The organism is Streptomyces sp. NRRL S-244 (genome assembly GCF_000717915.1).
Lineage (GTDB): Bacteria > Actinomycetota > Actinomycetes > Streptomycetales > Streptomycetaceae > Streptomyces.
In genome coordinates, this window is the sequence record NZ_JOCX01000029.1 from 1 (window position 1) to 19,213 (window position 19,213).

A 19,213-nucleotide genomic window follows, 5' to 3' on the forward strand; every position below is an offset into this window, starting at 1 on the left:
CCGCTGCCTCCCCCGCCGTCCCCCTGCCACCCTCCAACCGCCCTCCGACCGCATCACACGTTCGTCACACGTTCGGGGGCTCCCCCTCGATCGGCCGCCCGAGCACCCCCGGCCGCCGCTGCCACGGCAACGGGCCGCCCGGCGGGCGGTAGTCGACGCCCAGCACGTCGAGCCGCCGGTAGTGCCCGCCCATCCGGGCCTCGAAGCCCGCGTAGTCCCGCTCGCCCGGCTCCGGCAGCCGCGACCACACCACCTCCGCGAAGGCCGCCAGCCGCGGGAACACCTGGTAGTCCACCCGGCCCTGGTTCTCCATCACCTCGGTCCACACGTTGGCCTGCGCGCCCAGCACGTGGGACGCGGCCTGCGGCGACAGCTTCGGCGGCACCGGCTCGAAGCGGTACACGTCCTCCAGCGAGCGCACGTACCCGATCGGCATCGGCTCGTCCCCGCCGCCCGCCTGACGGTGGTCCAGGTACACCTGCTGCTCGGGGCACATCACCACGTCGTGCCCGGCCTCGGCGGCGGCGATCCCGCCCGCGTACCCGCGCCACGAGGAGACCGCGGCCCCCGGCGCGAGCCCGCCCTCCAGGATCTCGTCCCACCCGATCAGCCGTCGCCCGCGCTCCGCGAGCCAGCCGTCGAAGTGCCGGATGAACCAGGACTGGAGCCCGTCCTCCCCGTCCACCCCCAACTCCCGGATCCGTTCCTGCGCGAGCGCCGACGCGCGCCACTGCCCCTTCGGGCACTCGTCGCCGCCCACGTGCACGAACGGCGAGACCTCCGCCGGGAACAGCTCCAGCAGCTCCTCGAAGACCCCCTCGTAGAAGCGCAGTACGGCCTCGGTCGGCGCGAGCACGTTCTCGTTGATCCCCCAGTCGTCCCACACCTCCAGCGCGCCGGTGTCCACGACGTCGGTGTTGCCGAGCTCCGGGTACGCGGCGATCGCGGCCTGCGAATGCCCCGGTACGTCGATCTCCGGGACCACCCGCACGTGCCGCTCGGCGGCGTAAGCGACGATCTCGCGGATGTCGTCCTGCGTGTAGAAGCCGCCGTGCGGGGTCTCGTTCCACAGCGGCGAGGCCCGGTGCCCCCAGCGGCTGCGCGGCCGCCACGCGCCGACCTCGGTGAGCCGCGGGTGGCGCTTGATCTCGACCCGCCAGCCCTGGTCGTCCGTCAGGTGCAGGTGCAGCACGTTGAGCTTGTGCGCGGCGAGCAGGTCGACGTACCGCAGCACCCCGTCCTTCGGCATGAAGTGCCTGGCCACGTCCAGCATCATGCCGCGCCAGCCGAAGCGGGGCCCGTCCTGGATTCCTCCCACCGGCAGCCGCCAGGCGCGGCCCGGCGCCGTGGGCGCGCGCCGGTAGGCCTCGGGCCCGAGCAGCTGGCGCAGCGTCTGCGCGGCGTAGAAGAGGCCCGCCGGGTCGGCGCCTTCGAGCAGCACCCGCCCCTGGGCGACGTGCAGCTCGTACGACTCCGCACCGATGCTGCGGGCCAGCTCGGGGCGGAGCACCAGCCGGATCACCGCGCGCCCGCCGTAGGCCTCCCCCGCGGCCGACGCGGTCAGCGCGGGCAGCGCGGGCAGCTCCCAGCCGGTGGCCGCGCCGAGCTCGCGGCGCAGCCAGCGGGCGGTGCCCTCGGTGCCGGGGCCGGCCTGGAGCAGCGGATCGTCCAGCACGCACTCGCCGGCATCGCGGGCGAATCGCGCGTACCGCGGCTCCGGAATCAACTCGGGCATGGCCTCGACCCCTCCACCGTCCAGCCGTTGCGCGATGCGCAACGCGCGTTCCACAGGGCGCCCGGCGCCCGTGCGGCCGACCCTAGTCCGCCCCCCGCGCACGGCAAAGGCCCCCGGACGCGCATCAGCGCATCAGGGGGCCTTCGAGGGCCTTGGTCCCGCCGAGGAGGGGCCGAACGGACCGGACGGACCCGACAGCCGGACCGAACGGACCGAACGGACCCGACAGCCGGACCGGACGGACCGGGCAGCCCGGACCCGGCCTACTTGTCCTTGCCGCCCTTGTCCTTGTCCCCGCCGGGGCCCATGGACTCGTAGATCTCCTTGCACATGGGGCAGACCGGGTACTTCTTCGGGTCCCGGCCCGGTACCCACACCTTGCCGCACAGCGCGACGACGGGGGTCCCGCCGAGCGCGCTCTCCATGATCTTGTCCTTCTGGACGTAGTGGGCGAAGCGCTCGTGGTCGCCGTCGCCGTGGGACACCTGCGGCGTCGGCTCTACGAGGGTCCCCGTACCAGTCCCGCGCTCGGGCTCAAGAGTGCTCATAAAAGCCAGGGTACCGACCCGTGCGCGGGTCAGTTGAGCGACGGGTCGTCGGGATACGTGGCGACCATCGCGAGCTCGCTGCGCTGGCGGCGCAGCACCGCCCGCCACAGCCTTTCGGGATCCGGGTACGCCACGTCGCCGGGCTCCGATTCCACGACGTACCAGGCGCCGTCGCCGAGCTCGACCTCCAGCTGGCCCGGGCCCCAGCCCGAGTAGCCGGCGAAGATCCGCAGCGAGCCGAGGGCCGCGGCCAGCAGCTCCGGCGGGGCCTCCAGGTCGACTAGGCCGATCGCCCCGTACACGCGGCGCCACCCGAGCGGCCCCTCCTCGCCGGGGATGACCGCCACACCGAGGGCCGAGTCCAGGCCCACCGGCCCGCCCTGGAAGACGACCCCGGGATCGCCGGCCAGGGTCGCCCAGGGCAGCAGGATGTCACCGACCCCCACGGGGGTGGGCCGGTTGAGGACCACGCCGAGCGAGCCCTGCTCGTCGTGGTCGAGCAGGAGCACCACCGCGCGGTCGAAGTTCGGGTCCGCGAGGGCGGGGGTGGCCACGAGCAGCCGCCCTGTGAGGGAGGACACCTCGGTCATGCCGACATGATCTCGCACAATCGCCCTTCAGGGGGAGCGGGCGGGCGCACCGGATCGCACGCAGCTCAGGGCGCACGGCAGCAGGGAGGAGCGCGCGCCGCCCGCGACGACGGAATGCGACACTCCGCCATGAGGTGGGCACTGTGGGTGTTGTGGCTAATTCATGACAGTCCTACGGCCGCGTCAGCCTTACGAACAAGGGGGTGCTGCCCCTTACCCTTTTCCCTGGCCCCCTGCCCACCCTCCTCTGGCCTCGCCGGGGGAGCCCCTCTCCGGAACGCGAGATTCATGACCGGCACAGACAGAGACGACGTACTACTTGTCCATGGCGGTACCCCGCTCGAGGGCGAGATCCGTGTCCGCGGTGCGAAGAACCTCGTGCCCAAGGCCATGGTCGCCGCTCTGCTCGGCAGCGGACCCAGCCGGCTCCGCAACGTTCCCGACATCCGCGACGTCAGGGTCGTGCGCGGGCTGCTCCAGCTGCACGGGGTGACCGTTCGCCCCGGCGAGGAGCCGGGTGAGCTCGTACTCGACCCGACGCACGTCGAGAGCGCGAACGTCGCGGACATCGACGCGCACGCGGGTTCGTCGCGCATCCCGATCCTGTTCTGCGGCCCGCTGCTGCACCGCCTCGGCCACGCCTTCATCCCGGGTCTGGGCGGCTGCGACATCGGCGGCCGGCCGATCGACTTCCACTTCGACGTGCTCCGCCAGTTCGGCGCGACCATCGAGAAGCGCGAGGGCGGCCAGTACCTGGAGGCCCCGCAGCGCCTTCGCGGCTGCAAGATCCGCCTGCCCTACCCCTCGGTCGGCTCGACCGAACAGGTGCTCCTGACGGCCGTCCTGGCCGAGGGCGTCACCGAGCTGAGCAACGCCGCGGTGGAGCCGGAGATCGAGGACCTCATCTGCGTCCTGCAGAAGATGGGCGCCATCATCTCCATGGACACCGACCGGACCATCCGGATCACCGGTGTCGACAGCCTCGGCGGCTACAACCACAAGGCGCTCCCGGACCGTCTGGAGGCCGCGTCCTGGGCTTCCGCGGCGCTGGCGACCGGCGGCAACATCTACGTCCGCGGGGCGCAGCAGCGCTCGATGATGACGTTCCTGAACACCTACCGCCGCGTCGGCGGCGCCTTCGAGATCGACGACGAGGGCATCCGCTTCTGGCACCCGGGCGGCCCGCTCAACGCGATCGCGCTCGAGACGGACGTGCACCCCGGTTTCCAGACCGACTGGCAGCAGCCGCTGGTGGTCGCCCTGACCCAGGCCACGGGCCTCTCGATCGTCCACGAGACGGTCTACGAGTCCCGTCTCGGATTCACCTCGGCGCTCAACCAGATGGGTGCACACATCCAGCTGTACCGGGAGTGCCTGGGCGGCAGCGCCTGCCGGTTCGGGCAGCGCAACTTCCTGCACTCGGCGGTCGTCTCCGGCCCGACGAAGCTGCAGGGCGCCGACCTGGTCATCCCCGACCTGCGCGGCGGGTTCTCGTACCTGATCGCGGCGCTGGCGGCCGAGGGCACCTCGCGGGTCCACGGCATCGACCTCATCAACCGCGGCTACGAGAACTTCATGGAGAAGCTCGTGGAGCTGGGAGCCAAGGTCGAGCTTCCGGGTGGCGACCTCGTCTGAGCCGTACGGCCGACCGAGAGCCCCCCGCGCCCCCACCAGGGGCCGGGGGGCTCTCGCATGCGCCCACCGGCCCGTACGAGGGCACCCACCCGCCCGTACGCGGGCGTTCACCCGCCCTCGTACGAGGGCGCCCACCCGCCCGTACAAGGCCGTTCCCCGGCCCGTACGAGGCCACGGGCCGGGGAAGCCCCCGGACAGGCCGAAGGGCGGCCTCCCCGCCCGGGGATGGCCGCCCTTCGCCAGTACTGCGTACTGCTCTGCCGCTCCGAGGGCCCGTACGCACGGGCCCCGGTACGGGCAGGACTTACTTGCCCTTGGCGGCTTCCTTGAGCTTGGAGCCCGCGGAGACCTTCACGCTGAAGCCGGCCGGGATCTGGATGGGGTCGCCGGTCTGCGGGTTGCGCGCGGTGCGAGCGGCACGGTGGGTGCGCTCGAAGGTCAGGAAGCCGGGGATGGTGACCTTCTCGTCGCCCTTGGCGACAATCTCGCCGACGGTCTCGGCGAGCGCGGCCAGAACGGCGTCGGCGTCCTTGCGGGTCACCTCGGCGCGCTCGGACAGAGCGGCCACCAGCTCACTGCGGTTCATGTTGTACTCCCGTGTTCAACTTGCCTTAGAGGCGTGAGATCGAAGCCGATGCTGCCAGGGCCCTCGGACAGTCCCCGGACCCGGGTCTGAACGTCAGACCCTCTCGCCCGGTTACGCATCCTGCCCCCACCAGCGGCGGGAAAGCCAATCCGGCACCCGCCAGGGTCACACGAAAAGCGCCACAGTCACGCCGCGGTGACGCTCCGTCCGCACTTGGTGGATGCGGACCGCGGACCTCGCGGGCATCCCCGCAACCCTAGAGGCGGCCCGCCGGGCCCGCATCTCGCGACGCGCCGGGATCGGCGAGCCGTGAGGGCCGTCACAGCGGCGGCCGACCCGGCGCGGCTGCGCCCGACTCCGCGTCAGTTCGCCGAGGCGGCCTTGCGGACGGCTCCGGCGACCGCGCCGGCCACCTTGTCGTTGAACACCGACGGGATGATGTAGTTGGCGTTGAGCTCGTCCTCGCCGACGACGTCGGCGAGTGCGGTCGCGGCGGCCAGCATCATGTCCGTGTTCACCGTGCGGGACTGGGCGTCCAGCAGGCCGCGGAAGACGCCCGGGAAGACCAGCACGTTGTTGATCTGGTTGGGGAAGTCGGAGCGGCCGGTGGCCACGACGGCGGCGGTCTGGCGGGCGACGGCCGGGTCAACCTCGGGGTCCGGGTTCGCGAGCGCGAACACGATCGCACCCTCGGCCATGGCCGCGACGTCCTCGCCGGACAGCACGTTGGGGGCGGAGACGCCGATGAACACGTCGGCGCCGACCACGGCCTCCTTCAGAGTGCCCGTGTAGCCCTCGGGGTTGGTGTTGTCGGCGATCCAGCGCAGCGGGGAGTCGGCGGCCGCGTCGACCAGGTCGGGGCGGCCCGCGTGCACGACACCGTGGATGTCGGCGCTGACGACGTTCTTCACGCCGGCCGCGAGGAGCAGCTTGAGGATGGCCGTACCGGCCGCGCCGGCGCCCGACATGACGACCTTGACGTCGCCAACTGCCTTGCCCACCACGCGAAGTGCGTTGGTGAGGGCGGCGAGGACGACGATGGCGGTGCCGTGCTGGTCGTCGTGGAAGACGGGGATGTCGAGGGCCTCGCGCAGGCGGGCCTCGATCTCGAAGCAGCGCGGCGCGGAGATGTCCTCCAGGTTGATGCCGGCGAAGCCCGGGGCGATGGCCTTGACGATCTCGACGATCGCGTCGGTGTCCTGGGTGTCGAGGCAGATCGGCCAGGCGTCGATGCCGGCGAAGCGCTTGAAGAGGGCCGCCTTGCCCTCCATGACGGGCAGCGCGGCCATCGGGCCGATGTTGCCGAGGCCCAGTACGGCGGAGCCGTCCGTCACGACTGCGACGGAGTTGCGCTTGATGGTGAGGCGGCGCGCGTCCTCGGGGTTCTCGGCGATGGCCATACACACGCGGGCGACGCCCGGGGTGTAGATCATCGAGAGGTCGTCGCGGTTGCGGATGGGATGCTTGGACGCCATCTCGATCTTGCCGCCGAGGTGCATCAGGAAGGTTCGGTCGGAGACCTTGCCAAGGCTGACGCCCTCGATGCCGCGCAGCTTGCCGACGATCTCGTCGGCGTGCGCGGTGGAGGTCGCGGCGATGGTGACGTCGATACGGAGCTTCTCGTGACCGGAGGCGGTCACGTCGAGGCCGGTGACCGACCCACCGGAAGACTCCACGGCGGTGGTCAGCTGGGAGACCGCGGTTCCGCTCGCGGGCACTTCCAGGCGGACCGTCATCGAGTACGAGACGCTGGGCGCCGTTGCCATGGCCGTGTTCCTCTTCTGTCCCTGGTTTTTTGTACACACACGCACAGGGCCCCACGCTGTACCGGCCAAGAACATGGCAGGTACGGCAGGACCTGTTGTCCGATCGTCCCACCTACCAGCCAGTACAAGGTAACCAGCTACAAATTTCGGAAAGACACTTCCACCATACGAGATAGATCAGGTGCACGGAAGCGTAGGCCCGTACGAAAAAGGTCCGCGCCCCTCGGTATCCGAGGAGCGCGGACCTGTATGAACGTCTATGACACCGACCCGCCATGCTCGCCTCGCGGCAAGTGGTCGCTCTAAGCGACGAAGGTTGGGCCCGGGGGCTTGGATCGAGCCGGTGCCGTACCCAGGCTAACAAAGGATCGCCGGAAGCGATCCCCCTCCCGGGGGTTGACCTCGTCCCACCACGCGTGTGGCCGCAGGCCATCCGGGTCTTGCCGGCGCAGCGCCGCGGGCCCTCCGCGCCCTACGGCTTCAGCAGCGCCGGAACCCCGTCCTCGCCGGGCTCGTCGCGGCCCGCGGAGACCACCGTCAGCTGCTGCGTCGCGCGGGTCAGGGCCACGTACAGCACCCGCAGGCCCGCCGGGGACTCTTCCGCGATCTCCGCCGGGGAGACGACCACCGTGGCGTCGTACTCCAGGCCCTTGGCCTCCAGGCTGCCGAGCGCGACCGCCCGCTCCCCCAGGTCCGCCAGCCAGCCCGCGGCCTCCGCGCGCCGGTCCATGGCCACGACCACGCCGACCGTGCCGTCGACCTGCTCCAGCAGCCTGCGCGTCTCCTCGCGGACCGCGGTGCCCAGATCGCCGCCGGCGGCCGTGAAGCGGGGCTCCAGGCCCGTGGAGCGGACCGCCGTCGGCGGCTCCATGCCCGGCATCGCCAGCCGCAGCACCCGGGCCGCGACCTCGGCGACCTCCGCCGGGTTGCGGTAGTTCACCGTCAGGGTGAACCGCCGGCGCGGCCGGGAGCCCAGGGCCTCGTCACGCGCCGCGGCCGCCTCCTCCGGGTCCGTCCACGAGGACTGCGCCGGGTCGCCGACCACCGTCCACGTGCCGTGCCGGCCGCGGCGGCCCACCATCCGCCACTGCATCGGCGTCAGGTCCTGCGCCTCGTCCACGATCACGTGCGCGTACTCGGTGCGCTCCGCCGCGATCCGCTCCGCCCGCTCCCACTGGGTCTCCTCGCGGGTCGGCATCAGCTCCTCCAGCCCGCTGAGCTGGTCGAGCGGGTCGAGCTGCCGCTTGCGCTTGGGCCGGGCCGGAGCGCCGAGCAGCAGCTGGAGCTCGTCCAGCAGCGCCACGTCGTGCACCGACAGCGGTCCCTTGCCGTCCGGGCCCACCCGGCGCAGCGAGCGCGCCAGCTGGCGGGTCTCGCGCGGGTTGAGGACGCGCCGCGACCAGCGGCCGAGCCGGCGCTCGTCGGCCATCGCGGCGAGCACCCCGCGCGGGGTCAGCTCGGGCCACCAGGCGTTCAGGAAGTCGACGAACGCGTCCTCGGTGGAGATGTCCTCGTCGAACGCGGAGCGCAGCTCGGCCGCCAGCTCCGGATCGCTGTGCCGGCCGGCCCCGCCCGATCTCGCGTACAGGGCGTCGAGGAGCAGCTTGCGGGCGCGCGGGCGCAGCAGGTTCACCGGCGCGGTGCCGCTGAGCACGTTCTGCCGGATCCGGTTCAGCTCGTCGGCCTCCAGCTCCTGGCGCCGCCCGAAGGCGACGACGCGCAGCCGTTCCGGGGCGTCGCCGAGTTCGAGCGCGCCCCGCACGGCCTTGTGGAGCACCTTGCGCATGCGCGAGGAGCCCTTGACGCGGGCCACGGCCGGTTCGTCGTACGTGGTCGCCTCGGCGCCGTCGACCAGCGAGCCGAGCGCCCGGATGGCGACCTGGCCCTCCTCGCCGAGCGAGGGCAGCACGCCCTCGGTGTACGCGACGAGCAGCGGGGTCGGCGAGACGATCAGGATGCCGCCGGAGTAGCGGCGCCGGTCCTGGTAGAGCAGGTAGGCGGCGCGGTGCAGGGCGACGGCGGTCTTGCCGGTGCCGGGCCCGCCCGCGACCTCGGCGACCGAGGCCGCGGGGGCCCGGATCACCATGTCCTGCTCGGCCTGGATGGAGGAGACGATGTCCCGCATCGAGTGCGTACGGGCCCGCCCGAGCGCGGCCATCAGGGCGCCGTCGCCGATGGCGGGCAGCTCCCGGCCGTCCAGGGACGCGGTGATCTCGGGGCGCATCAGGTCGTCCTCGACGCCGAGCACCTTGCGGCCCTTGGAGCGGATGACGCGGCGCCGTACGACGCGGCCCGGGTCCTTGGGCGTGGACCGGTAGAACGGCGCGGCGGCCGGCGCGCGCCAGTCGATGACCAGCGGCGCGTAGTCGGCGTCGAGCACGCCGATGCGCCCGATGTGGAGCGTCTCGGCGATGTCGGCGGTGAGGTCCCCGCGGATCGCGTCGTCGGCGGGCTCGACGGAGGTGTACGCGCCGTCGGGCCCGCGCTCCCCGTCCTTGCCGAGGACCAGGTCGATCCGGCCGAAGAGGAAGTCCTCGAACTCGTTGTTCAGCCGGTTCAGGTGGATGCCCGCCCGGAAGACCTGCGCGTCGCGCTCGGCGAGCGCGCCGGGCGTGCCGACCTGACCGCGCTTGGCCGCGTCGTTCATCAGGAACTCGGCCTCGTCGATCTTCTCCTCGAGGCGGCGGTACACCTGGTCCAGATGCGTCTGCTCGACCGCGATCTCCCGATCGCGGACGGAATCCGCCGTGCTGTCGACAGCGGCATTCTGCGCGGCCACCAAGGCCCCCTTCTGACGTGCATGGGCGACCGTCAACCGTACGCGAAGCTGCGCCCTGTCCGCACGCCCGTTCCGGTGACCGGGCGAAGATCACTGCCCGGCCGCCGCCCCGTCACCACCCGATGGCTACCCGGGACGGGCCGCGAGGACCCTGCGGCGGTGGCGGGCGACCCGCTCGCGGTTGCCGCACAGCTCACTGGAGCACCAGCGCCGCCGGTGCCCGCGCGAAGTGTCCAGGTAGACCCGGGTGCAGCCGTCCCCCTCGCAGGAGCGCAGCAGGTCCCGCTCGCCGGGGTCGGTGAGCAGTTCCACGGCGTCCCGGGCGACGGCGGCGAGCAGCGCACCGCATTCCACGCCGCCGCACAACTCCCGCACGAGGTGCCCTTCTTGGTCCTGTACGGCACACAGTCCCGGGGGTGGACCGGCGGCCAGCGCGTTGACCCGGGCCAGCGCGCCCTCGTCGGGACCGGCCCCGGCGAGCTCCGCCCGTACGAGGCTCCCCACATCGCGGCGCAGCGCCCGGAAGGCCTCCACCCAGTCGGGGCCCACCCGGGCGATCGGCGTCCGGTCGGGCACGAGCCCGGCTCCGGCGAGCCACAGCCGCAGCTCGTCGCCGTCTTGGATCTGCTCGGCGCCCGCGGGGGCGGCGAAGGTGGCCACCAGGTCCAGGCACACCCGCCCGGATTCGAACCACATGCCCGTCACCGCCTCTTGCCTAGGGGGTGTCCGGCGGATCAGGGCCGGACAGCCCGGGTCGTCTGGCGCCGTGGATTGCGAGGCGGAGGAGGGAGTCGACGCGGAGCGTCGGCGAGCGACGACAGCGCGGCGAGCCGCGGTGCCGGGCGGGCCGGGCCCGGTCATGATCCGCCGGACACCCCCTGGGGGGTGCGTGCTTCTCAGAGTGCCGGGCGCCGGGGCGATGCGGAACCCCCCGTACGGGGGCCGTGGCCTGTCCTAGAGGGGCGGGTCGTCGTGGAGGAGGCGCTGGAAGAGGCGGTGGTCGCGCCAGGCGCCGTTGATGTGCAGGTAGCGGGGCGCGAGCCCGTACTGCTCGAACCCGGCCTTCGCCAGCACCCGCTGCGAGGCCGTGTTGTCGACCAGGGTCCCGGCCTCGACGCGGTGCAGCCCGATCTCGTCGCGGGCGATCCGGCAGACCTCCTCGACGGCGGCGGTGGCCAGTCCCCTGCCGTGCAGGGCCCGGTCGACCCAGTAGCCGACGCCTCCGCTGCGGAAGGGCCCGAGGGTGATGCTGCCGAGGTTGATCATCCCGACGGGCGCGCCGGAGCCGGTCTCGACGAGCACGTACGACGCGGTGCGCCCGGCGTCGCGCTCGGCGAGCAGCGCCTCGATCCGGGCGGCCTGCCCGGCCTCGGTGAAGAACACCTCGGACCGCCACGGCTCGAAGGGCGCCATGAAGGCCCGGTTCCGCGTCAGCGTGTCGGCCAGCCCGGCGGCGTCCCCGGCCCGGACGCCCCGCATCTCCACCCCGTCAATGATCACCAGGGCACGCTAACCAACCCCGGCCGCCACATCCAGCCCCGGCCCCGCCGGCGTTCGATGCGGGGGGCGCGGGGAGGCGCCTCCGTACCCCGCGGGCCGGTCAGTCCTCCGGCCCGCGTTCACCCGCGTCCAGCGCCAGCCGGTACCCCCGCTTCACCACCGTCTGGATCAGCTTCGGCGCCCCCAGCGCCCCCCGCAGCCGCGCCATCGCCGTCTCCACGGCATGCTCGTCCCGCCCCGCCCCCGGCAGCGCCCGCAGCAGCTCCGGCCGCCCCACGACCCACCCCGGCCGCCGCGCCAGCGCCCGCAGCAGCGCCATCCCGGCGGGCGGCACCGGCCGCAGCTGCGCGTCCACCAGCACCGCGTGCCCCCGGATCTCCACCCGGCGCCCCGCCACCGGCAGCACCCGGGCCCGCCCCGGCAGCTCCTGGCACAGCAGCTGCACCAGCGGCCCCAGCCGGAACCGCTCCGGCTGCACCGTGTCCACCCCGCGCGCCTGCAACGGCAGCGCCGTCACCGGCCCCACGCACGCCGACAGCACGTCCCCCCGCAGCCCCGCCAGCACCGCCTCCCCCATCCCCCGCTGCTCCGCCCGCGCCAGCAGCGAAGCCGCCGCCGGAGCCGAGGTGAAGCTCACCGCGTCGACCCCGCCGCCGGCCACCGCGTCGAGCAGCCGGTCCAGTGGCGCGAGGTCCTCCGGGGCCATCCACCGGTACACCGGGACCACCACCACCTCGGCCCCGCCGGCCCGCAGCGCCTCGACGAACCCGGGCGGCGGCTCCCCGTGCAGCTGGAGGGCGATGCGCCGCCCGGCGACCCCGCCGGCCAGCATCCGGTCGAGCACCTCGGCGAGGGACTCCGACCGCGGGGACCACGTCTCCACCAGCCCGGCGGCCCGGACGGCCCCCTTCACCTCCGGTCCGCGCGCGAGCAGTTCGGCGGCCCGCAGCCGCGCCAGCAGCTCCTCGCCGACGCCCCAGCCCTCGGCGGCCTCGATCCAGCCGCGGAATCCGATCGCGGTGGTGGCGACCACCGTGTCCGGCGCGCAGCCGATCAATTCCTTCGTGGCGGCGAGCAGTTCGCGGTCGTCGGCCGGCGGCACGATCCGCAGGGCCGGGGCGTGTACGACAGCGGCCCCCCGCCGGCGCAGCAGGGCGATCAGCTCGTCCGCCCGCCGGGCCGAGGTGACCCCCACGGTGAACCCCGCGAGCGGACCCGCCGCCGGAGCGGCCTTCGGGGCGGCGGCCGTGCGGGTGTCGTCCATGGTGACCTGCCTTGCCCAGTGGGTCGTTGCCACTTCGCGCGATCACGTGTCGCGAGAACGGAACCGAGCGTGTCAAGTCGGCGTGTCGGGATCGGTTCCGCCGTATTTCATGTCCGTAAACCGCCGTTACACCGATGTGAGCTGCGGCTTCGCCCCGGCGCCGGCCGCCGGGAGCACCGCGGGGGCGGGCCGGCGAAGGTATACCGTCCACGTCACCGCGCAGCAGGCCGGGGAAGGACCCGAAGGTGCCGGTGTAGCCGCGGGTGCCCGGCCCCGGCGGACCCGATGACCAGCAGGGCGACGAGCCGCACCACGGGCACGCCGATGTTTCCGGCCCCGGTCCCCGCCGCATGACCGGTGGGAAACCTTGCCCTCACCCGCCGCCGGAGCCGCCGGTGAGCGCGGCGGGGCGCCAGCTCGCCGGGGGTACGTCGAGCCAGCCGTGCCCGGCGGCGAGGGCGGCCGCGGCCTGGTGCAGCGCGTCGAGCCCGGGGTGGCTGAAACCCTTGCGCCACACCATCGACAGCGGGGACAGCGGCACCGGGTCGACCAGCGGCCGCTTCGCGCACCCCGGCAGGTCGAGGAAGTCCACGGTCACCAGGGCCGGATGACGGGTCTTGGCCATGACCCGGCGGAATTCGTCCTTCCCCATGGCCACGGGCGCGGGCGGCGCGAGTGCGATCCCGCGCCCCTCGAACAGCTCGCGGGCGAGCCCGGTCCACTCCAGGGTCCGCGGATTGCCGGCCCCGGCGTACACGGTCTCCCCGGCCAGCGCGTCCAGCGGTACGTCGGCGAGCGCGGCCAGCGGGTGCCCGTCGGGCAGCAGCACCGCGAGCGGTTCGTACCGTACGGGCCGGTGCGCGAGGCGGGCCCGCAGCGCCGGGTCCAGCCCGTCGGCGTACCCGAAGGACACGTCGAGGCGGCCGGCGGCGACCTCCGCGGCGGCGTACGTCAGTCCGCTCTCGAAGCGGGCCATCAGCTCGCAGTCCGGGGCGAGTTCGCGGGCCCGCTCCAGCACGGTGCGGGCGGTGCTCGGCCCGTCGGTGTTGAGATCGACGAGCAGCGGCCGGGGGCCCGCGGAGGCGAAGGCGGCGGCGAGCGCCTCGTGCGCGGCCAGCACCCGCCGGGCCAGGGGCAGCAGCCGCTCCCCGTCGGCGGTCAGCTCGACGGCGCGGGTCGTCCGTACGAACAGCACCGCGCCCAGGGCGGTTTCGAGCCGCCGGACGTCGCGGCTCAGCGCCTGCTGGGCGACGTACAGGCGGGCGGCGGCGCGGGTGAAGTGCAGTTCCTCGGCCACGGCGACGAACCCGCGCAGCAGCCGGGGTTCCACATCTCGGGGTATCACCCGGGGAGACTAACAACGGAAGCGGGTGAATGGCTCCGGAACAGGTGTTGGACGACCGGGGACCCCGCGCCGGAGCCTTGGATCATGCCGCAGACCCCCTCCGCCCCCGCCCCGCTGATGACCGTGACCGGCTCGACGCTCGTGATCGCCCCCGCCCCGCGCCGCCGGGCGCCCCGCGCGCCGGGCCCGTACGGCAGGCTGTTCACGCTCCCCGGAACCCGGGCCTTCACGGCCGGGAACCTGCTGGCGCGCCTCCCCATGGGCATGTTCGGCATCAGCGCGGTCATGATGATCGCCGGCCAGCGCGGCTCGTACGCCCTCGCCGGCGCGGTCACCGCCACCGGGCTGGCCGCCACCGCGCTGGTCGCGCCGTGGACCGCCCGCCTGGTCGACCGGTACGGCCAGGCCCGGATCGCCGTCCCCGCGACGCTGATCGCCGTGCTCGGCTCGGTGGGGCTGGTCCTCTGCGTCCGCGAGCAGGCCCCCGCCTGGACCCTGTTCGCCTCGTACGCCGCCACCGCGACGACCCCCAACATCGGCGGCATGTCCCGGGCCCGCTGGACGCACCTGCTGCGCGACTCCCCCGCCGAGCACCACACGGCGATGTCGTTCGAGCAGGCCGCCGACGAGCTGTGCTTCATGCTCGGGCCGGTGGTGGCGGCGTTCCTCTGCTCGGCCGCCTTCCCGGAGGCGGGCACCCTCACGGCGGCCGCCCTGCTGCTGACGGGCATGCTGGTCTTCACGTCGCAACGGGCCACGGAACCGCCGCCGGCGCGGCCCGGCGACGCCCCCGCCCCGCTGCGCGGGCTGATGCCGCTGCTGGCGCTGTTCGTCCCCCTGGGCCTGCTGTTCGGCTCGATGGAGGTCACGTCGATCGCCCACCTCGGCGCCCGCGGCCTGGGCGCCGCCACCGGCCTGGTCCTGGCCCTCCAGGCGGCGGGTTCCTGCGCGGCCGGCCTGCTCTACGGCACGCTGCGCCCCCGCTCCCTGCGGACCTGCCTGATCACCCTGACGGCGGCCCTGACCCTCCCCTGGGCGGCGGCGGCCGCGGGCTCCCTCCCCCTGCTGGCCGCAGCCCTCCTCCTGGCGGGCATGGCCACGGCCCCGACGATGGTCACGGCGATGTCCCGCGTCCACGCCCTCGCCCCCGAGGGCCGCCTCAACGAGTCGATGACCCTGGCGGTGACGGCCATCCTGACGGGCATAGCCCTGGGCTCGGCCACGGCGGGCACCCTGATCGACCACCTGGGCCCGACGACCCCCTACGCCCTCCCGGCCGCGGCGGCCCTCGTCGCCCTCCTCGTGGGGACGATGCGCACCCGGTAGCCCTCGGTTCCTGAAACCGCGTCCGCGGAGGATGTCGAATTCGCGCAGGCCGCCCGGCCTTCCGGTGGGGCGGCCCACGGTTTCCGCATCGCGGCTCACGTGCCCTCCACGCCGGGCTCCACTCGGGACTCTCCAGGTACCGCCGCCCCGAGCACCCCGCGGATGCTGCAGGCATGACGAAGGCCCCGCAGCCTGACGGCTGCGGGGCCTTCGCCCACATGGGATGAGTGGAGATGGCGGGAATCGAACCCGCGTCCAACGGTGCAGAAGCAGGGCTTCTCCGAGCGCAGTCCGCTGCGCTTTTCTCGGCCCCGGAGATCACACGGACAAGTCTCCGACGGGCTCAGTCACTGTTTGATTTCCCTCCAACCCCCGTGACCGGGGCTAGAGGTTTAGATCCCTAATTGACGCCAGGATCCGGACCGGGACCACTTCCGGGCTGACGCTCCTCACAGAGGCTTCAGCTCACTGTTATTAGGCAGCGAGGGTGAAGCGGGAGTTATCGCTCTTGGAGTTGGCGATTATTTTTTGCGACATGTGGTTAGCGAGATCATTGCCGCTTCCTCGGCTCGCTTCCCCTGCATCGACATCCGCTGTCGAAACCGATCATCCCCATGTTGTTTTTTCAAGCTGCGCCCACCGCAAGCGGCGGGTGCTGACGCCATGGTACGCGAAGTGGACCACGGGATGCCAGGAGATTACAGCTGACCGCGCTCCTTGCGCTTCACGGCCGAGATCACCCGGTTCGTCTCGCGCGTGTCCTGCTTCTCGCGCAGGGCCTGGCGCTTGTCGTACTCCTTCTTGCCCTTCGCCAGCGCGATCTCGACCTTCGCCCGGCCGTCCTTGAAGTACAGCGAGAGCGGCACGATCGTGTTGCCCGTCTCGCCGGTCTTCGAGTCCAGCTTGTCGATCTCCTCGCGGTGCAGGAGGAGCTTGCGCTTGCGGCGGGCGCTGTGGTTGGTCCAGGTGCCCTGGCTGTACTCCGGCACGTGCACGTTGTAGAGCCAGGCCTCGCCGCTCTCCACCGACACGAACCCGTCCACCAGCGAGGCCCGGCCCTGGCGCAGGGACTTGACCTCGGTGCCCGTGAGCACGAGGCCGCACTCGTAGGTGTCGATGATCGTGTAGTCGTGCCGCGCCTTCTTGTTCTGGGCGATCAGCTTGCGCCCTTTTTCCTTAGCCATAGTGCGGTCATTTTCGCACTACGGACCCACCCCGAGGCCACCCAATACCGTGCGGGCCCGTTCCTCGACCCCGTCGCCCGCCGCCAGGTCCGGGGTGATGCCGCTGCCGTCGAGGCTGCGGCCCGCCGGGGTGCGGTACGTACCCACCGTCAGCTCCGCCACCGAGCCGTCCGGGAGCGGCGTCGGCATCTGCACCGAGCCCTTGCCGAATGTCCTCGTGCCCACCGCCACCGCGCGGCCGCGGTCCTGGAGGGCGCCCGTCACCAGCTCGGCCGCGCTCATCGTGCCGCCGTCGACCAGCGCCACCAGGGGTCTCGCGGTGTCCCCGCCCGGGCTCGCGTACAGGGCGCGCTGGGCCCCCCGTACGTCGTACGTGGCCACCAGCCCGCCGTCCAGGAACGCCGAGGCGGCCGTCACGGCCTCGGTGACCAGGCCGCCCGGGTTGCCCCGCAGGTCGAGCATGACGCCGGCGCCGGGCGGGGCCGCGCGGACGGCGGCCCGGACCTGTTCGCCCGATCCGCGGCTGAAGGAGGCGACCTTGATGACGGTGATCCCGCCCGGGAGCTCCCGTACGGTCACGGGCTCGGTGTGCAGCTGCTCGCGGCGCAGCGTCTCGGTGAGGTCGGCGCCGTCCCGGGTGAGGCGCAGGACGACCGGGGTGCCGGCGCCCCCGCGCAGGAGGGCGATCACGTCGCAGACGCGCAGGCCGGTGACGTCGTGGCCGTCGACGCTCAGCAGCCGGTCCCCGGCGCGCAGCCCGGAGCGGGCGGCGGGGCTGCCGGGCTGGACCCTCTCGACGGCGATGCGGTCGTCGCGGCGGCTCTCGATCCAGAGCCCGACGCCGGTCCAGCGGCCGTCGAGGTCGTCGGTGAAGGCGGCGTACTCGCCCTGGTCGTAGACCATGCCCCAGCGGTCGCCGCTGCGGCTGACCACCTCCTGGGCGGCCTTCTTGCCGGACTTGCCCTCGGCGGCGGCTTCGGCCGCGGCGCGGGCGACGGCCTCGCGGTCGGCGGTTCCGGTGTCCCGGGGGGCCTCGGGCCCGGCCGCGGGGGGCTGCGTACCGGCGGCCGCTAAGGTGCCGCCCGCGGCGCCGACGGCGTCCGCCCGGTCCCAGCAGCCGGTGCCCGCCGCGGCGCCCACGGCCGCGACGAAGGCCAACGTCAAAGCGGCCCCGCGACGCAGGTCGCGGGGCCGGAGACAGAAGGCGGCAATACTCGGCAAGCCCAGCATGGCGCCGAGTCTAGGACAAGCCCCGTGGAGGCACGGCGGGTTGGGCGGACCTCACACGGGGCGCTTGTCACACCTTCAGGTACTTGCGCAATGCGATGAAGGCGGCCAGCGAGGGCATCAGCACCCCGATGACCAGCACCAACGGCAGCTTCGTCAACACGGAGTCCCAGCCGATGAAGTTGATCAGCTCCATCTTCGTGCGCAGCGAGGCGCCGTGGTCGATGACGAAGTACTGGCCGGCGCCGAGCATGACGCAGGCCAGCACGGCGCCGACGAGGCCCGCGAAAGCGGCCTCCATGATGAACGGCACCTGGATGTAGAAGCTGGAGGCGCCCACGAGCCGCATGATCCCCGTCTCCCGCCGACGGCTGAAGGCGGAGACGCGCACGGTGTTGACGATCAGCAGCAGGGCCACGATCAGCATGATCAGCATGATGCCGAGGGCGGCCACGTTGAGGTAGCCGAGCATCGTGAAGAGGTTGTCGAGCTCGGTGTGCTGGTCGGCGACCGACTGGACGCCGTCACGGCCCGCGAAGGCGGTCGTGATGACCTTGTACTTCTCGGGCTGCTTGAGCTTCACCCGGAAGGAGTCGGGCATCTGGTCCGGGGTGATCACCGAGGCGAGCGCGGTGTGCCCGAAGCGCTCCTTGTAGTGCTTGAAGGCCTCGTCGGAGGACTCGTAGTGGACCGTCTCGACGAGGTCCATCTTCTTCAGGTCGGTCTCGATCTGCTGCTTCTGCTCGGGAGTGACCGCGCCCTTGGCACAGGCCTTGCTCCCGCTCTCACCGTTGTCCTCCGCGTCGCTCTTGTTGCAGAGGTAGATCGAGACGTTGACCTTGTCGTACCAGTAGCCCTTCATCTTGCTCACCTGGTCGCGCATGAGCAGGGAGCCGCCGAACAGGGCCAGCGACAGGGCCACGGAGATGATGACCGCGAAGGTCATGGTGAGATTGCGGCGGAGACCGACGCCGATCTCCGACATGACGAACTGGGCGCGCATGACGTCTCAAGGGCCTTTCAGTGCTGGTAGCCGTAGACGCCGCGCGACTGGTCGCGCACGAGTCGGCCCTGTTCGAGTTCGATGACGCGCTTGCGCATCTGGTCCACGATCTGCTGGTCGTGCGTGGCCATGATCACGGTGGTGCCGGTCCGGTTGATCCGGTCCAGCAGCTTCATGATGCCGACCGAGGTCTGCGGGTCGAGGTTTCCGGTGGGCTCGTCCGCGATGAGGAGGGCCGGCCGGTTGACGAAGGCGCGGGCGATGGCCACGCGCTGCTGCTCACCGCCGGAGAGCTCGCCCGGCATGCGGTCCTCCTTGCCGCCGAGGCCCACGAGCTCCAGGACCTGCGGGACGGCCTTGCGGATCTCGCCTCTCGGCTTGCCGATGACCTCTTGGGCGAAGGCGACGTTCTCGGCCACCGTCTTGTTGGGGAGCAGGCGGAAGTCCTGGAACACGGTCCCCAGCTGGCGCCGCATCTGCGGGACCTTCCAGTTGGAGAGCTTGGCGAGGTCCTTGCCGAGGACGTGGACCTGGCCGTGGCTCGCCCGTTCCTCGCGCAGCACCAGCCGCAGGAAGGTGGACTTGCCGGAGCCGGAGGAGCCGACCAGGAAGACGAACTCGCCCTTCGCGATGTCCAGGGAGACATCTCTGAGTGCGGGGCGGTTCTGCTTCGGGTAGGACTTGGAGACGTTGTCGAATCGGATCACGGGTGCACCACGGTCGCC

16 protein-coding genes and 1 other RNA gene are annotated in these 19,213 nt (G+C 72.5%); 2 read left to right on the forward strand and 15 right to left on the reverse strand.

The features are described from left to right. Positions 1-64 precede the first annotated feature (64 nt). The 3 genes from IF02_RS0126900 to IF02_RS0126910 form a co-directional block, all read right to left on the reverse strand. Positions 65-1,735 (reverse strand): beta-N-acetylhexosaminidase, encoded by a 1,671-nt coding sequence (locus IF02_RS0126900; protein ID WP_030161316.1) that lies wholly within the window; start codon positions 1,733-1,735, stop codon positions 65-67. 263 nt (positions 1,736-1,998) lie between these two features. Further along, positions 1,999-2,283 carry a DUF3039 domain-containing protein gene (locus IF02_RS0126905; protein WP_030161320.1) on the reverse strand — a complete coding sequence of 95 codons (285 nt, stop codon included), beginning with the start codon at positions 2,281-2,283 and terminating at the stop codon, positions 1,999-2,001. A 29-nt stretch (positions 2,284-2,312) separates the two neighbouring features. Further along, the gene (locus tag IF02_RS0126910; protein ID WP_030161322.1) at positions 2,313-2,873 is read right to left on the reverse strand and encodes a YqgE/AlgH family protein; all 561 of its coding nucleotides are present in this window, start codon (positions 2,871-2,873) and stop codon (positions 2,313-2,315) included. A 288-nt stretch (positions 2,874-3,161) separates the two neighbouring features. Here IF02_RS0126910 and murA point away from each other — a divergent pair, with 288 nt between their 5' ends. After that, positions 3,162-4,508: a UDP-N-acetylglucosamine 1-carboxyvinyltransferase gene (gene murA, locus IF02_RS0126915; RefSeq protein WP_030161323.1), complete on the forward strand. Its 1,347-nt coding sequence runs from the start codon at positions 3,162-3,164 to the stop codon at positions 4,506-4,508. A gap of 304 nt (positions 4,509-4,812) precedes the next feature. Here murA and IF02_RS0126920 read toward each other — a convergent pair whose 3' ends face one another. From IF02_RS0126920 to IF02_RS0126950, 7 genes are all read right to left on the reverse strand, one after another. Beyond that, on the reverse strand, positions 4,813-5,094 hold the full coding sequence (locus IF02_RS0126920; RefSeq protein ID WP_030161324.1) for an HU family DNA-binding protein: 282 nt from the start codon (positions 5,092-5,094) through the stop codon (positions 4,813-4,815). Between the two features lie 362 nt (positions 5,095-5,456). Further along, complete coding sequence (locus tag IF02_RS0126925) at positions 5,457-6,860, reverse strand: NAD-dependent malic enzyme (RefSeq protein ID WP_030161325.1); 1,404 nt, start codon at positions 6,858-6,860, stop codon at positions 5,457-5,459. Positions 6,861-7,332: 472 nt separating this feature from the next. Next, positions 7,333-9,639, reverse strand: coding sequence for a HelD family protein (locus IF02_RS0126930; RefSeq protein ID WP_030161326.1), 2,307 nt, complete (start codon positions 9,637-9,639; stop codon positions 7,333-7,335). Between the two features lie 126 nt (positions 9,640-9,765). After that, positions 9,766-10,335 carry a CGNR zinc finger domain-containing protein gene (locus IF02_RS0126935; protein ID WP_030161327.1) on the reverse strand — a complete coding sequence of 190 codons (570 nt, stop codon included), beginning with the start codon at positions 10,333-10,335 and terminating at the stop codon, positions 9,766-9,768. 258 nt (positions 10,336-10,593) lie between these two features. Beyond that, complete coding sequence (locus IF02_RS0126940) at positions 10,594-11,118, reverse strand: GNAT family N-acetyltransferase (protein WP_051696593.1); 525 nt, start codon at positions 11,116-11,118, stop codon at positions 10,594-10,596. A gap of 121 nt (positions 11,119-11,239) precedes the next feature. Continuing rightward, positions 11,240-12,403 (reverse strand): uroporphyrinogen-III synthase, encoded by a 1,164-nt coding sequence (locus tag IF02_RS0126945; RefSeq protein ID WP_030161331.1) that lies wholly within the window; start codon positions 12,401-12,403, stop codon positions 11,240-11,242. Positions 12,404-12,776: 373 nt separating this feature from the next. Continuing rightward, positions 12,777-13,748 (reverse strand): LysR family transcriptional regulator, encoded by a 972-nt coding sequence (locus IF02_RS0126950; RefSeq protein WP_030161333.1) that lies wholly within the window; start codon positions 13,746-13,748, stop codon positions 12,777-12,779. Positions 13,749-13,832: 84 nt separating this feature from the next. Between IF02_RS0126950 and IF02_RS0126955 the strand changes: the two genes are divergently transcribed. Further along, a complete protein-coding gene (locus IF02_RS0126955) occupies positions 13,833-15,074 on the forward strand; it encodes an MFS transporter (protein WP_030161335.1) in 1,242 nt (413 codons plus the stop codon). A 225-nt stretch (positions 15,075-15,299) separates the two neighbouring features. On the opposite strand, the gene ssrA is transcribed toward IF02_RS0126955, so the two are convergent. The 5 genes from ssrA to ftsE form a co-directional block, all read right to left on the reverse strand. Beyond that, positions 15,300-15,688: a transfer-messenger RNA gene (ssrA, locus tag IF02_RS34080) on the reverse strand. Between the two features lie 84 nt (positions 15,689-15,772). Next, complete coding sequence (gene smpB / locus IF02_RS0126960) at positions 15,773-16,258, reverse strand: SsrA-binding protein SmpB (protein WP_030161337.1); 486 nt, start codon at positions 16,256-16,258, stop codon at positions 15,773-15,775. 18 nt (positions 16,259-16,276) lie between these two features. Next, the gene (locus IF02_RS0126965) at positions 16,277-17,488 is read right to left on the reverse strand and encodes a S41 family peptidase (protein ID WP_051696589.1); all 1,212 of its coding nucleotides are present in this window, start codon (positions 17,486-17,488) and stop codon (positions 16,277-16,279) included. Between the two features lie 67 nt (positions 17,489-17,555). Beyond that, on the reverse strand, positions 17,556-18,488 hold the full coding sequence (ftsX, locus tag IF02_RS0126970) for a permease-like cell division protein FtsX (protein ID WP_030161342.1): 933 nt from the start codon (positions 18,486-18,488) through the stop codon (positions 17,556-17,558). A gap of 17 nt (positions 18,489-18,505) precedes the next feature. Further along, positions 18,506-19,195: a cell division ATP-binding protein FtsE gene (gene ftsE, locus IF02_RS0126975; RefSeq protein WP_030161344.1), complete on the reverse strand. Its 690-nt coding sequence runs from the start codon at positions 19,193-19,195 to the stop codon at positions 18,506-18,508. Between the last annotated feature and the right edge of the window lie 18 nt (positions 19,196-19,213).

Coding starts and splice junctions, on each gene's coding strand:
- IF02_RS0126900 (WP_030161316.1), bottom strand. CDS start 1,735: ATGCCCGAGTTGATTCCGGAGCCGCGGTACGCGCGATTCGCCCGCGAT.
- IF02_RS0126905 (WP_030161320.1), bottom strand. CDS start 2,283: ATGAGCACTCTTGAGCCCGAGCGCGGGACTGGTACGGGGACCCTCGTA.
- IF02_RS0126910 (WP_030161322.1), bottom strand. CDS start 2,873: ATGACCGAGGTGTCCTCCCTCACAGGGCGGCTGCTCGTGGCCACCCCC.
- murA (WP_030161323.1), top strand. CDS start 3,162: ATGACCGGCACAGACAGAGACGACGTACTACTTGTCCATGGCGGTACC.
- IF02_RS0126920 (WP_030161324.1), bottom strand. CDS start 5,094: ATGAACCGCAGTGAGCTGGTGGCCGCTCTGTCCGAGCGCGCCGAGGTG.
- IF02_RS0126925 (WP_030161325.1), bottom strand. CDS start 6,860: ATGGCAACGGCGCCCAGCGTCTCGTACTCGATGACGGTCCGCCTGGAA.
- IF02_RS0126935 (WP_030161327.1), bottom strand. CDS start 10,335: ATGTGGTTCGAATCCGGGCGGGTGTGCCTGGACCTGGTGGCCACCTTC.
- IF02_RS0126940 (WP_051696593.1), bottom strand. CDS start 11,118: ATGCGGGGCGTCCGGGCCGGGGACGCCGCCGGGCTGGCCGACACGCTG.
- IF02_RS0126945 (WP_030161331.1), bottom strand. CDS start 12,403: ATGGACGACACCCGCACGGCCGCCGCCCCGAAGGCCGCTCCGGCGGCG.
- IF02_RS0126955 (WP_030161335.1), top strand. CDS start 13,833: ATGCCGCAGACCCCCTCCGCCCCCGCCCCGCTGATGACCGTGACCGGC.
- smpB (WP_030161337.1), bottom strand. CDS start 16,258: ATGGCTAAGGAAAAAGGGCGCAAGCTGATCGCCCAGAACAAGAAGGCG.
- IF02_RS0126965 (WP_051696589.1), bottom strand. CDS start 17,488: ATGCTGGGCTTGCCGAGTATTGCCGCCTTCTGTCTCCGGCCCCGCGAC.
- ftsX (WP_030161342.1), bottom strand. CDS start 18,488: ATGCGCGCCCAGTTCGTCATGTCGGAGATCGGCGTCGGTCTCCGCCGC.